This window comes from Stenotrophomonas sp. 169, assembly GCF_014621775.1.
Classification (GTDB): Bacteria; Pseudomonadota; Gammaproteobacteria; order Xanthomonadales; family Xanthomonadaceae; genus Stenotrophomonas.
This window is the reverse complement of the sequence record NZ_CP061204.1, coordinates 2,428,047-2,441,401: the sequence shown is the minus strand read 5'-3', so window position 1 is coordinate 2,441,401 and position 13,355 is coordinate 2,428,047. Positions and strand designations below refer to the sequence as shown.

13 protein-coding genes are annotated in these 13,355 nt (G+C 67.2%); 12 read left to right on the top strand and 1 reads right to left on the bottom strand.

Annotation, left to right across the window (positions count from 1 at the left end; translation table 11 throughout):
* Window positions 1-21: 21 nt before the first annotated feature.
* Window positions 22-1,311 carry a threonine synthase gene (gene thrC / locus ICJ04_RS10455; protein WP_188324207.1) on the top strand — a complete coding sequence of 430 codons (1,290 nt, stop codon included), beginning with the start codon at window positions 22-24 and terminating at the stop codon, window positions 1,309-1,311.
* 173 nt (window positions 1,312-1,484) lie between these two features.
* Here the strand turns inward: thrC and ICJ04_RS10450 are convergent, their stop codons facing one another.
* Window positions 1,485-2,156 (bottom strand): helix-turn-helix domain-containing protein, encoded by a 672-nt coding sequence (locus tag ICJ04_RS10450; RefSeq protein WP_223202852.1) that lies wholly within the window; start codon window positions 2,154-2,156, stop codon window positions 1,485-1,487.
* Window positions 2,157-2,370: 214 nt separating this feature from the next.
* Here ICJ04_RS10450 and hisS point away from each other — a divergent pair, with 214 nt between their 5' ends.
* From hisS to ICJ04_RS10395, 11 genes are all read left to right on the top strand, one after another.
* Window positions 2,371-3,768, top strand: coding sequence for a histidine--tRNA ligase (hisS, locus tag ICJ04_RS10445; RefSeq protein ID WP_188324205.1), 1,398 nt, complete (start codon window positions 2,371-2,373; stop codon window positions 3,766-3,768).
* A gap of 170 nt (window positions 3,769-3,938) precedes the next feature.
* Complete coding sequence (locus ICJ04_RS10440; protein ID WP_188324204.1) at window positions 3,939-4,247, top strand: YerC/YecD family TrpR-related protein; 309 nt, start codon at window positions 3,939-3,941, stop codon at window positions 4,245-4,247.
* 40 nt (window positions 4,248-4,287) lie between these two features.
* Window positions 4,288-5,199 (top strand): ATP phosphoribosyltransferase, encoded by a 912-nt coding sequence (gene hisG / locus ICJ04_RS10435; RefSeq protein WP_188324203.1) that lies wholly within the window; start codon window positions 4,288-4,290, stop codon window positions 5,197-5,199.
* Window positions 5,196-6,491, top strand: coding sequence for a histidinol dehydrogenase (hisD, locus tag ICJ04_RS10430; RefSeq protein ID WP_188324202.1), 1,296 nt, complete (start codon window positions 5,196-5,198; stop codon window positions 6,489-6,491). Before hisG ends, hisD begins: the two co-directional genes overlap by 4 nt.
* Window positions 6,488-7,582 (top strand): histidinol-phosphate transaminase, encoded by a 1,095-nt coding sequence (gene hisC / locus ICJ04_RS10425; protein ID WP_188324201.1) that lies wholly within the window; start codon window positions 6,488-6,490, stop codon window positions 7,580-7,582. Before hisD ends, hisC begins: the two co-directional genes overlap by 4 nt.
* Complete coding sequence (hisB, locus tag ICJ04_RS10420) at window positions 7,579-8,652, top strand: bifunctional histidinol-phosphatase/imidazoleglycerol-phosphate dehydratase HisB (protein WP_188324200.1); 1,074 nt, start codon at window positions 7,579-7,581, stop codon at window positions 8,650-8,652. Before hisC ends, hisB begins: the two co-directional genes overlap by 4 nt.
* The gene (gene hisH / locus ICJ04_RS10415; RefSeq protein ID WP_188324199.1) at window positions 8,649-9,251 is read left to right on the top strand and encodes an imidazole glycerol phosphate synthase subunit HisH; all 603 of its coding nucleotides are present in this window, start codon (window positions 8,649-8,651) and stop codon (window positions 9,249-9,251) included. Before hisB ends, hisH begins: the two co-directional genes overlap by 4 nt.
* Entirely contained in the window at window positions 9,248-9,982 is a 735-nt protein-coding gene (gene hisA / locus ICJ04_RS10410; protein WP_188324198.1) for a 1-(5-phosphoribosyl)-5-[(5-phosphoribosylamino)methylideneamino]imidazole-4-carboxamide isomerase, read from the top strand. The genes hisH and hisA overlap by 4 nt, the downstream gene beginning before the upstream one ends.
* On the top strand, window positions 9,976-10,752 hold the full coding sequence (gene hisF, locus ICJ04_RS10405) for an imidazole glycerol phosphate synthase subunit HisF (RefSeq protein WP_188324197.1): 777 nt from the start codon (window positions 9,976-9,978) through the stop codon (window positions 10,750-10,752). The genes hisA and hisF overlap by 7 nt, the downstream gene beginning before the upstream one ends.
* Window positions 10,742-11,377 (top strand): bifunctional phosphoribosyl-AMP cyclohydrolase/phosphoribosyl-ATP diphosphatase HisIE, encoded by a 636-nt coding sequence (gene hisIE / locus ICJ04_RS10400; RefSeq protein ID WP_188324196.1) that lies wholly within the window; start codon window positions 10,742-10,744, stop codon window positions 11,375-11,377. The genes hisF and hisIE overlap by 11 nt, the downstream gene beginning before the upstream one ends.
* A gap of 288 nt (window positions 11,378-11,665) precedes the next feature.
* A complete protein-coding gene (locus ICJ04_RS10395; protein ID WP_188324195.1) occupies window positions 11,666-13,258 on the top strand; it encodes a calcineurin-like phosphoesterase family protein in 1,593 nt (530 codons plus the stop codon).
* The last annotated feature ends 97 nt before the right edge of the window (window positions 13,259-13,355 follow it).

Genomic DNA, 13,355 nt, shown 5'->3' with positions numbered 1-13,355 from the left:
CCCCCCCTTCAGGAAGGTGCGATGCACTTTGTTTCCACTCGCGGCCAGTCCGCACCGGTATCACTGAGCGCAGCTATTGCCGCGGGGTTGGCCCCTGATGGCGGCCTTTACGTGCCGCAGCAGCTGCCAGCGGCGCGCCGCTTCGTCGCCACCGATTCGCTGGCAAAGACGGCCGCGCAGGTACTGGCACCGTTCTTTGAAGGCGATGTATTGGCGGATGCACTGCCCGGGATCTGCGACGAGGCGTTCGACTTCCCGCTGCCGCTGCGGCCACTGGCGCGTCGCGGCGACTACGTGCTGGAGTTGTTCCATGGCCCAACGGCGGCGTTCAAGGACGTCGGCGCCCGTTTCCTCGCTGCCGCGTTGGCGCGCCTGCGGGCGGGGCATGCCCAGCCGCTGACGATTGTGGTCGCGACCTCGGGAGATACCGGCGCTGCAGTGGCCGCCGCGTTCCATGGGCAGCCTGGATTGCGCGTGGTGGTGCTGTACCCGGATGGCCGGGTGTCGCCGCGACAGGCGCACCAGCTGGGGTGTTTCGGCGGCAACGTGCAGGCATTCCGGGTTTCCGGATCATTCGACGACTGCCAGGCCCTGGCGAAACAGGCGCTGGCGGATACGCAGCTGCAGGCCCAGGTGCCGTTGAGTTCGGCCAACAGCATCAGCCTGGGCCGGCTGCTGCCGCAGATGAGTTACTACGCGCACGCCGCGCTGCAGCACCAGCAGGCCGGGGGCGCGCTGCTGAACCTGGTGATTCCCACCGGCAACCTCGGCAATGCGATGGCGGCGATCCTGGCACGCGCCGTGGGCCTGCCCATCGGACGCATCGTGCTGGCGACCAATGCCAATGATGTGCTGCCGCGCTATTTCGCCGGCGAAGATTTCAGCCCGGGTGCGAGTGTGCCCACGACGGCCAATGCGATGGACGTCGGCGCGCCCAGCAACTTCGAGCGGCTGCGCTGGCTGTTCGCGGGGGATGATCGCGCGCTGCGGGAGGCGTTCACCGCACACAGTGTGGACGACGTGGCGATCCGCGCGACCATCGCCAGTGCGTTCGCCAGCACCGGCGAGGTGTTCTGTCCGCATACCGCGACGGCCGTGCGGGTGCTGGATGATCTTCGTACGCAGGGTGCCAAGGGGGACTGGGCGGTCGTCGCCACCGCGCATCCGGCGAAGTTCGAATCGGTGGTGGAGCCGTTGATCGGCACCGCACTGGAGGTGCCGCCTGCACTGGAGGCGCTGCTGCGTCGGCCGACGCATGCCGAGCCGCTGGCGGCGGACTATGCCGCGCTGCGGGCGGTGTTGCAGCAGTAGCGCCGAGCCACGCTCGGCGGATTCCGTCCGACGTTGTAGTGCCCGCCGTCGGCCGCGCCGCTGCGCTCGCCGACCATGGGTCGGCGCTACCCGATGATCACGAAGCGGCCAATTCGCGTAGCGCCGAGCCACGCTCGGCGGATTCCGTCCGACGCTGCGCGGCCTTGAACGGCTCAGCCGGTGGCCAGTCGACGCAGGGCGGGTTCGTCGAGAATCTCCACGACGTTCAAATGGGGCAGGGCGATCAGCGCCTGCTGGCGAAGGCGGGTGAAGGTGCGGCTGACGGTTTCCATCGTCAGCCCGAGATGATCGGCGATGTCTCCACGCCCCATCGGCAGGGTGACACGCAGGGCCACGCCCCCCAGGCGCACTTCGCGCTCGGCCAGCCGCAGCAGGAAATCGGCCACTTTCTCCGGTGGCTGCAGGCGTGCCAGCGACAGTGCTGCATCCTGCGCATCGTCCAGCGCCTGGCAGGCACGCTGCAACAATTTTCGCTCCAGGTGCGGGTAGCGATCACGCAGCTCGCGCATATGGGCCACCGATACGCGGCAGACGCGGCTGTCGGCGATCGCTTCGACATCGTGGCGGTGGAGATCACTGCCGCTCAGGCCCAGATAATCGCCGGGCAAGACGAACCCGTTGATCTGCCGGCGCCCGTCGGACAGCGTGCGCACCAGCCGCAATGCGCCCTGCGTCAAGGTATAGACATGGTGGCGAGGTTCACCACTGCGGGCCAGCGTGCTGCCCATCGCCACCTGCTGGGACACCGTTACGGCCTCCAGCGCCTGGCCTTCTTCTGGTGACAGCGCCGAGCAGACCGCCAGATGGCGTACCGAACAGTGCATGCAGTCCAATGTCGAGCAGCCGGGCGTGGCAGGGCGGAAGGCATCGGCAGGGCTGGAATCGAACCGCGACATGGCGTGGGGGGAAAAGCGCGCTGCGAGGGGAAGTGGCCATGATACGACATGTGGCCGATGCGCCCGGACGCGGGCGCGGCGGGCGGCGCTGCCGCTACAATGACCGCCCTTGCCCTTCCCCCGTTTTCTGCAGGAGCCCCACGTGATCAAGCCCCGTACCCCGCCCGGCATCATGGAACTGCTGCCGCGCGAGCAGATCGCGTTCCAGCGCATGCTGGACGTCATCCGCCGCAACTACGAGCGCTTCGGGTTCCTGCCGGTGGAGACGCCGGTGTTCGAGCTGTCCGACGTGCTGCTGACCAAATCCGGTGGTGAAACCGAGCGTCAGGTGTATTTCGTCCAGTCCACCGGTGCCTTGGCCAATGCAGCGCAGGCCGAGGACGCCTCGTTGCCGGAACTGGCCCTGCGCTTCGACCTGACCGTACCGCTGGCCCGCTACGTGGCCGAGCACGAACACGACCTGACGTTCCCGTTCCGCCGTTACCAGATGCAGCGCGTTTACCGCGGCGAGCGGGCCCAGCGCGGGCGCTTCCGTGAGTTCTACCAGTGCGACATCGACGTGATCGGCAAGGATGCGCTCAGCATCCGTTACGACGCGGAGGTGCTGGCGGTCATCCATGCGGTATTCGCCGAACTGCGCATCGGTGACTTCGCCGTGCAGTTGAACAACCGCAAGCTGCTGCGCGGCTTCTTCGAAACCCTGGGCGTAGCCGAGGGCGAACGCCAGCTGGCCGTGCTGCGGGAAGTGGACAAGCTGGACAAGCGCGGACCGGACTACGTGCGCGAGACGCTGGTCGGCGCCGACTTCAACATCCCGGCCGATCAGGTCGAGCGGATCCTTGCCTTCGTGGCGGTGCGCTCGCAGGGGCACGACGATGCACTGGCGCAGCTGGCGCTGCTGGAGGCCGACGCGGCGGCGACGGACACGCTGCGCACCGGCGTGGCGGAGCTGCGCGAAGTGCTGCAGCTGGTGAAGGCGCTGGGTGTGCCGGAGCAGGCGTACTGCCTGAACTTCTCCATCGCCCGCGGCCTGGATTACTACACCGGCACGGTGTATGAAACGATGCTCACCGACCACCCGCAGATCGGCTCGATCTGCTCGGGTGGGCGCTATGAAGACCTGGCCAGCCACTACAGCAGGTCCAAGCTGCCGGGCGTGGGCATTTCCATCGGCCTGACCCGCCTGTTCTGGCAGCTGCGCGAAGCCGGCCTGATCGAAGGGATCGAGGCCAGCAGCGTGCACGCGCTGGTCGCCCTGATGGACGAGCAGGGCATGCCGCAGTCGCTGGACATCGCCCGCCGGCTGCGCATCGGTGGCATCAACACCGAGGTGCAGATGGAAGCGAAGAAGATCGGCAAGCAGTTCCAGTACGCGGCCAAGGCGGGTATCCGCTTTGTCGTCCTGGCCGGCGAAGACGAGCTGGCGCGCGGCGTGGTGGCAGTGAAAGACCTGCTGCGCGAACAGCAGTTCGAAGTATCCCGCGACGAGCTGGCCAGCACGCTGCAGGTCGAACTGGAGCAGGCCCGCGCCATGGCGTGAGGGTTGGCCGGGGTGGGATCCCTTTCGCTCGGTGAGAGGGATCCCCAAGACACGTGCCGCCGAACCACCCCACCTTCACCGGTGGGTTTTTTTTGCACGGGATTTGACCGGTCACCGGGGTTTGCGATAATGTACTAGCACGCTATTACATTGATACCTGCTGCGATCCCATGAAAGCCCGTCCTGCCCCGAACCCGAAAGACACCCAGGCCGACCTTGCATCGCTCGCTGACGCATTCGCCGCGCTGGATGACGTCGGGGAGGTCGCCGCGTTCCTGCGTGACCTGTGCACCCCGGCGGAACTGGAAGCCATTGCCGACCGCTGGAAAGTGGTGCCGTTGCTGCAGCAGGGCGTGCCGTACCGCGAGATCCATGAGCGCACCGGCGTCAGCGTGACCACTACCGGTCGCGTGGCCCGTTCACTGGAGCATGGCCACCGTGGCTACGCTGCCGCCATCGCGCGCCTCGCCACGCGCTGAACCGAATGCTCCACCCCTGAATTCCAAGAGACTTTCCCCCATGAGTGCACTCCAGGCAGCCCCGGCACGAGACCGGCTGCGTATCGCCATCCAGAAGAACGGGCGCTTGGCCGAACCCGCGCGCAACCTGCTCAGCGCGTGTGGCCTGAGCTGGCGCGAGAGCCGCGACAAGCTGTTCTGCTATGGCGAATCACTGCCGGTGGATCTGCTGCTGGTGCGCGACGATGACATCCCCGGGCTGATCGCCGATGGCGTGTGCGACCTTGGCATCGTCGGCCGCAACGAGCTGGACGAGCAGGGCGCGGCGCGCGTGCAGCGCGGCCTGAAGCCGGCCTTCCAGGCACTGCGCGGGTTGGGCTTCGGTGCCTGCCGGTTGATGCTGGCCGTCCCCGAAGAATGGGAGTGGGAGGGTCCGGCGCAGGTGGCCGGCACCCGCATCGCCACCAGCTATCCGGCCATCCTGAAAGACTGGCTTGCTGCGCGCGGAATCGACGCGCAGGTGGTCGAACTGTCCGGCTCGGTGGAGATCGCACCGCGCTTGGGAACTGCCGAACTGATCTGCGACCTGGTGTCCAGCGGCGGCACCTTGCGCGCCAACCAGCTCAAGCCGGTGGAGACCCTGCTGGAGAGCGAAGCCGTCCTGGCCGGCGCCGTGCATGCCCCCGACGACGCGCGCGGCGCGTTGCTGGCCATGCTGCTGCGCAGGCTGGATGGCGTGGTGCAGGTGCAGGATCGCAAGCTGCTGATGTTCCGCGCCGATCCGTCGCGCATCGCGGCACTGGAAACACTGCTGGCCGATGCCGAGCCGCTGGTGCGGTTGCCCGCCGATGACGGTGCGCTGAGGTTGCAGACCATGTGCCCGGGGCCGCTGTCGTGGCAGCGGATGGAAGAACTGGAGCGCGCAGGCGCGCAGGGCCTGATGGTATTGAGCGTGGAGCGGTCGCTGGCATGAATCGTCTGATGTGGTCCCAACTGGATGAACTGTCGCGCAGCGACGCGCTGCAGCGCCCCGTGCAGGCCGTTGCCGCGCAGACGCGCGAGGCCGTGGCGGCATTGATCGCGCAGGTGCGTGCAGACGGCGATGACGCGCTGCGCGCGATCACCGCGCGTTTCGACCGGGTGCAGCTCGATGACATCGAGGTATCGGTGGCCGAGTTCGACGCCGCCGAGCAGGCCGTGCCTGCCGCGCTGCGTGCGGCGATGGAAGAAGCGGCGGCACGCATCACGCGCTTCCACGAAGCCGGCATGAGCCAGGGCTATTCGGTGGAAACCGCCCCCGGCGTGCACTGTGAGCGGATGATCCGGCCGATCGGCCGGGTGGGTCTGTACGTGCCTGCGGGCAGTGCCCCGTTGCCATCCACCGCGCTGATGCTCGGCGTGCCGGCAGCGCTGGCCGGTTGCCCGCAGGTCGTGCTGTGCACGCCGCCGCGTGCTGATGGCAGTGCTGACCCGGCGGTGCTGGTCGCGGCGCGTCTGACCGGTGTGCAACGCGTGTTCAAGCTGGGCGGCGCGCAGGCGATCGCTGCGATGGCGTACGGAACGGCCAGCGTGCCTGCGTGCGACAAACTGTTCGGCCCCGGCAACAGCTTCGTCACCGAGGCCAAGCAGCAGGTCGCGCAGGACGGCAGGGTGGCGATCGATATGCCGGCCGGCCCGTCCGAAGTGCTGGTGATCGCCGATGCCGGCGCCAACGCGGCCTTCGTCGCCGCAGACCTGCTGTCGCAGGCCGAGCACGGCCCGGATTCCCAGGTGCTGCTGCTCACCGATGACGAGGCGCTGCTGCAGGCGGTGGAAGCGGAGGTGGAGCGCCAGGTCGCGCTGCTGCCGCGCGAAACCATTGCCCGCCAGGCCTTGTCGGCATCGCGGTTGATCCAGGTGGATCGCCTGCAGGATGCCTTCGATATCAGCAACCGCTATGCGCCGGAGCACTTGATCCTGGCGCTGCGCGAACCGCGTGCGTGGCTGGGCCAGGTGCAGGCCGCCGGTTCGGTGTTCCTGGGTGACTACACCCCCGAAGCACTGGGTGACTACTGCAGTGGCACCAACCATGTGCTGCCAACGGCCGGTGCGGCACGCGCCTGGAGCGGGGTCAGCGTGGCCAGTTTCCAGAACACCATCAGTGTGCAGAGCGCCAGCGCTGAAGGCATCACGGCGATCGGCGGTTGCGCGCGCATTCTTGCCAGTGCGGAGGGCCTGGACGCGCATGAGCGTGCCGTGGCACTGCGCATGGAGGCCCTGGCATGAGCGAGGGCATACAGGCGGTGCTGGACCTGCTGCGCCCGGACCTGCAGTCCTTCGCCGGCTACAGTTCGGCGCGCAGCAGCGCCGTGCAGGGCTCGGTCTGGTTGAACGCCAACGAATCGGCGTGGCCGAACCCGGCCGATGCGAAGGGCAGCAGCCGACGCTATCCCGATCCGCAGCCGCCGGCACTGCTGCGGGCACTTGCCGATGTGTACGGCGTGCAGCCCGCGCAGTTGCTGGTCGGCCGCGGCAGCGATGAGGCCATCGACCTGCTGGTGCGTGCATTCTGCCGTCCCGGCATCGATTCCGTGCTGGTGACACCGCCCGTGTTCGGCATGTATGCCGTGTGCGCACGCCTGCAGGGTGCGCCGCTGCTGGAGATTCCGCTGCTGGATGCGCCTGCGGGGCTGCAGGTGGATATCGACGCAGTGATCGACCTGGCACGCGAACATCGTGCGCGTCTGGTGTTCCTGTGCTCCCCTTCGAATCCGGCCGGCAGCGAAATCGCCACCGCGGATGTCGTGCGTACTGCACAGGCATTGCAGGGCCAGGCCATAGTGGTGGTGGACGAGGCCTACATCGAGTACAGCAGCCAGGCCTCGGCCACTGCGTTGCTGGCAGCGCACCCCAACATCGCCGTGCTGCGCACGCTGTCCAAGGCGCACGCGTTGGCCGCGGCGCGCATCGGTACGCTGATTGCAGCGCCCGAGCTCATTGCCGTGCTGCGCCGCTGCCAAGCGCCGTATCCCGTGCCCCAGCCGTGTGCGGAACTGGCGGTGGCTGCGCTGCAGCCTGCGGTACTGGCGAAGACCAGTGACCGGATCGCCGGCGTCGTGTCCGAGCGCGAGCGCCTGTTCCATGCCTTGCAGGCAGCCCCCGGCGTGCGCCGCGTCTACCGGTCTGCCGGCAACTACCTGCTGGTGCGTTTTGATGATGCGCAGGCCGCGTTCGATGCCCTGTTGGCGGCCGACATCGTCGTGCGCGACCAGCGCGCAGCGCCGCAGCTGGGCGACGCGCTGCGGATCAGCATCGGCAGTCCTGAAGAAAACCAACGCGTGCTTGCCGCGCTCTCGGCCCGGAGGGCTGCCGCATGACCCCCATTCTGTTCATCGACCGCGACGGCACCCTGATCGAGGAACCGGCCGACCACCAGATCGACGCTTACGAGAAGCTGCGCTTCGTGCCGGACGTGATTCCTGCCCTGATCCGGCTGCGCGATGCGGGCTGGCAGTTCGTGATCGTCAGCAACCAGGATGGGCTCGGCAGCGACAGCTATCCACGCGCTGTTTTCGATCCACCGCACGCGCTGATGATGCACGTCTTCGAAAGCCAAGGCGTCCGGTTCCGTGACGTACTGATCGACAGTTCGTGGCCGCATGAGAACCTGCCCACGCGCAAGCCCGGCATCGGCCTGATGACGCGGTATCTGCAGGACCGGAGCATCGACTGGACACGCTCGGCGATGGTGGGCGACCGCCCCACCGATATCGAGTTCGCCGACAACCTCAACATCCGCGGCTTCCAGTTACGTACCGAAGAGTTCGGTGGCGAGTGGGACTGGCCCGGTATCGCACACGCGCTTGCCGATGCACCGCGCACGGCTGTCCTCCAGCGCAACACCAAGGAAACGCGCATCCGCGTGGAGCTGGATCTGGACAAAGCAGCGGAGCCGCAGATACACACGGGCCTGCCGTTCTTCGACCACATGCTGGAACAGATCGGCAAGCACGGCGGCATCTCGGTGCGGATCCAGACCGAAGGTGACCTGCATATCGACGAGCACCACACCATCGAAGATACGGGGCTTGCGCTGGGCCAGGCGCTGCGCGAGGCGCTGGGCGACAAGCGGGGCATCGGCCGCTACGGCTTCACCCTGCCGATGGACGAAACCCTGGCCAGTGCGGCGCTGGATTTCAGCGGCCGTCCGTATTTCGTCTTCGACGGCGAGTTCAAGCGCGAGCGGGTGGGTGACCTGCCAACCGAACTGGTGCCGCACTTCTTCCGTTCTCTGTGCGACGCGGCCGGGTTGAACCTCAACCTGCAGGTGCGCGGCGACAACGATCACCATAAGGTCGAAGCCTGTTTCAAGGCACTCGCCCGTGCACTGCGCACGGCCGTGGCCCGCCAGGGCACCGACCTGCCCAGCACCAAGGGGGCGCTGTGAGTGCCGTTGCGCTGATCGATGCGGGCGGGGCCAACCTCGGCTCGGTCCGCTACGCGCTGGAACGTCTGGGTGCAGAGGTGCGCCTGGTGCGCAACGCCGACGAACTGCGCGGCGCAACACGGGTGATCCTGCCTGGCGTGGGCGCCGCGGTGCCGGCAATGCAGCGGCTGCATGGGCAAGGCCTGTTCGAGCCACTGCGTCAGTTGCAGGTTCCGTTGTTGGGCATTTGTCTGGGCATGCAGTTGCTGTTCGAGCGATCGGAAGAGGGCGGCGTCGAGACGCTGGGACTGATCCCCGGCACGGTGCGCAAGCTGGTGCCCGCCACCGGCATACGCGTGCCGCACATGGGCTGGAACCGCCTGTTGCCGCTGCGTGAGTCGCCGTTGCTGCGCGGTATCCCGGAGCGCGCCAGTGCCTACTTCGTGCACAGCTACGCGGCGCCCTTGAATGCCCACACGGTCGCCGCCTGTGACCATGGCGGGCTGTTCAGCGCGGTGGTCGAGCATGGTCGCTATTTCGGTGCGCAGTATCACCCCGAGCGTTCCGGTGATACCGGCGCATTGCTGTTGCAAAACTTCCTGCAGGACACCGCCGCATGAGCTTCATTGTCTATCCCGCCCTTGATATCCGCGAAGGCCGCGTGGTGCGCCTGCGCCAGGGCGACTACGCACAGGAAACCCGTTACGGCGATGATCCGCTTCCGCGTGCGCAGGCCTTCGCCGCACAGGGCGCGGGCTGGATGCATCTGGTGGATCTGGACGCTGCACGCGCCGGTGGCTACACGCTGGCACCGCTGCTGAGGCAGATCCGTGCCGAGGCTGGGTTGGACGTGCAGACCGGCGGCGGCGTGCGCGGCCGCGATGACGTGGTACGTATCCTTGACGCAGGCGCGAGCCGCGTCGTGGTGGGGTCGCTGGCCGTGCGTGAGCCGGAGGCGGTGATCGGCTGGCTGGCGGAGTTCGGCGCCGAACGCATCACGATCGCGCTGGACGCCCGCCAGGATGAGGCGGGCACCTGGCAGCTGCCGATCCATGGCTGGACCGAGAATGCCGGTGTCACCCTGGATGCGCTGGCGCAGCGTTACGCTGCCGCCGGGATGCGCCACCTGCTGTGCACGGACATCGCCCGTGACGGCATGCTGGCCGGACCCAACATCGACCTCTATCGGCACCTCGCCGCGCTGCTGCCCGGCGTCGCGATCCAGGCCTCCGGTGGCATCCGCGACGTGTCCGATGTGGTCGCCGCGCGAGCGGCAGGCTGCAGCGGCGCGATCCTGGGCAAGGCGCTGCTGGAGCAGCGCATGGACCTGGCCGAGGCACTGGCATGTTGAGTCGCCGCATCATTCCGTGCCTGGACGTACGCGATGGCCGCGTGGTGAAAGGCGTGCGCTTCCGCGACCACGTGGACATGGGCGATATCGCCGAACTGGCGCTTCGCTATCGCGATCAGGGCGCGGACGAGCTGGTGTTCTATGACATCGGTGCCAGCCCGGACGGGCGCAGCGTGGACGTCGCATGGATCGAGCGCATCGCGCGGCTGATCGACATCCCGTTCTGCGTTGCTGGCGGCATCAGTGACGTGGAGACCGCGCGGTGCGTGCTGCATGCCGGTGCGGACAAGATCTCGATCAACTCCCCGGCATTGGGTCGGCCTGAGCTGATCAGCGAGCTGGCCGAGGCATTTGGCGTGCAATGCGTGGTGGTGGGTATCGATTCGGTGCGCGAGCCCGACGGACAGTGGCGGGTGCGCCGCTTCACCGGCGACCCGTCCAAGACGCAGGCGGTGGCGCTGCGTACGCTGGACTGGGTGCGTGAGGTGCAGCAGCGCGGTGCCGGTGAGATCGTGCTGAACTGCATGGACAGTGATGGGGTGCGGCGCGGGTATGACGTGGAGCAGCTGCGCCATGCGCGCGCGGCCTGCCACGTGCCGCTGATCGCATCGGGTGGGGCAGGTACGCCGGAACATTTCGCCCAGGTCTTCGACCAGGCGGACGTGGATGGGGCCTTGGCCGCCAGCGTGTTCCACAGCGGCGCCATCGCCATTCCCGAATTGAAGCGCTATCTGCGCGAACAACAGATCGAGGTGCGGGATGTCTACTGAAGTTGCAATCATCAACGTGCTGCCCGACCGTGCGGCGCTGGCGGGCCTGGACTGGGGCAAGGGCGATGGGCTGCTGCCTGCCGTCGTGCAGGATGCCGACAGCCTGCAGGTGCTGATGCTGGGTTACGTCAACGCCGAGTCACTGCAGGTCACTCTGCAGCACGGTCACATGACCTTCTTCAGCCGTAGCAAGGATCGCTTGTGGACCAAGGGCGAGCAGTCCGGCAACGTGCTGGTGGTGCAGTCCATCGCGGTTGACTGCGACGCGGATACGTTGCTGGTGATGGCGCGGCCGGCAGGACCGACCTGCCACACCGGTGCGGAAAGCTGCTTCCCGCAGGCCGCAAAGGACTTCATCGGCGAACTTGACCAGCTGGTGCGTACACGCGAAGCGGAGCGCCCGGCGGGCAGCTATACGACGTCGCTGTTCGATGGGGGCATCCGCCGCATCGCCCAGAAGGTGGGTGAGGAGGGAGTGGAAGCCGCGTTGGCCGCAGTTGCGCAGGGTGACGAAGAACTGCTGGGCGAAGCCGCCGATCTGGTGTTCCATCTGCTGGTGCTGCTGCGGGCACGCGGGCTGGGCCTGCAGGATGTGCGCGATCTGCTGCAGGCACGGCACCGCTGAGTTGTTTGGGCTGGTGGGTTGTTCGCCTCCCACCGGCGTGCGGATGATCACGAACGGACCCTTCTCGGACGTGGTGTGGATCTGGTAGAGCCGACTTCAGTCGCCTGCGGATACAAGCAGCCGACTGAAGTCGGCTCTACCGCAGCCGCAGCCGCAGCCGCGGGCGCAGCCGCAGAGGCCGACGCGGAGGCAGAGGCCGCAGAGGCGGCCGACATCGGCGCGCGTAACACGCTTGTACGGGGCATGGGCTTTACAATGCCCCCGACTTTGATCTGGACCTGTCCAACCATGAAACTCTCTGCCGCCTGGCTGTGCTGCCTGCTGCTCACCAGCGCGCCCGCATTCGCAGATGCGATCACCGTCAGTGGACGGGTATACCAGGACCGCGACGGCAAGCCGGGGCGCGGTGCCACCGACCCGGGCATGGGCGGTGTGCAGGTCTCCAATGGCCGCAGCATCGTGCGTACCAGCGCCGACGGCAGCTATCGCCTGCCGGTCGAAGCGGGTGACACGGTCTTCATCATCAAGCCCGATGGCTACCGGATGGCGGTCGGCCCCGATGGCCTGCCGGCGTTCTGGCGGCACTACGCGCCACAGGGTTCGCCTGCGCTGAAGTACAACGGTATCGCGCCGACGGTCACACCGGTCAATGCCTACGATTTCGCGCTGACACCGGACAAGCATGACGTTCGGCGCGGCTTCCAGATGCTGGTGTTCACCGACCCGCAGACCGCCACGTTGCGCGACATCGGGTACTACGAGCAGTCGATCGTCAAGCCGCTCGCGGGCCGGACCAAGGCACGCCTGGGCACGACGCTGGGTGACATCGTCAACGACGACCTGTCGTTGTACCCGGCGATCAACAAGGTCACCACACAGATGGGCGTGCCGTGGTTCCACGTGCCGGGCAACCATGATCTGGACTTCGATGCCGCCACGGATGCCCATTCGCTGGACAGCTGGCGCGCCGTGTACGGCCCGGACACCTATGCGGTGGAGGAGGGCGGTGCCAGCTTCCTGTTCCTCGACGACGTGGTCTATGACCCGAATGCCAAGCCGACCTACATCGGAGGGCTGCGCGAAGACCAGTTCGCCTTCATCGCACAGTATCTGAAGGGCCTGCGCCACGATCGGCTGTTGGTGCTGGGCATGCATATCCCGCTGTTCGACGCGGCACCGGGGCGCGAGACGTTCCGTCACGCTGACCGCCAGCGCCTGTTCGACCTGCTGAAGGATTTCAGCAATGTGCTGGTGCTGAGCGGCCACAGCCACACCCAGCAGCACTATTATCATGCCGCTGCCGACGGCTGGCACGGCGAAAAACCGCTGCACGAGTACAACGTAGGCGCGAACTGCGGCGCGTTCTGGTCGGGGGTGAAAGACCGTCATGGCGTGCCGGACAGCACGATGAGTGATGGCACGCCAAAGGGCTATGCGCTGCTGGATGTTGCCGGCAACGGCAGCTATCGCCTGCAGTACCGTGTGGCGGGTGCAGCCGACACCGACCAGATCGGCCTGCATGCACCGAAGGTACTGCGCCAGGGTGCGTATCCGGCGTGGGGCGTGTTCGCCAATGTGTACATGGGCGAGGATGCCACCCGGGTGGAGTTCCGCGTCGACGGTGGTGCATGGCAGCCGATGAAGCAGGTGCGGCAAGGCGATCCGCGGCTGCAGCAGGAGAACGTGGCCGATGACCTGGCGACGACGTTGCGCGGTTACGACCGGTCCCCTGAAGCCACGGCGTCGCCGCATCTGTGGCGCGGCGCACTGCCCACCGATCTGGCGGTCGGCGAGCACAAAGTCGATGTGCGTGCGACCCAGCCGGATGGATCGGTGTTCACGGCGAACACCCGTTACAGTCTGGCCACCGCCACGCCCTGACGCCGACCCGCCCGCCGACGCCGGAGCGGGGCATGCGCTGATAGGCGGGGATGCGGTAGGCGCGCACTGTGGATTTCTCAGCCCAGGTCGAGGAATC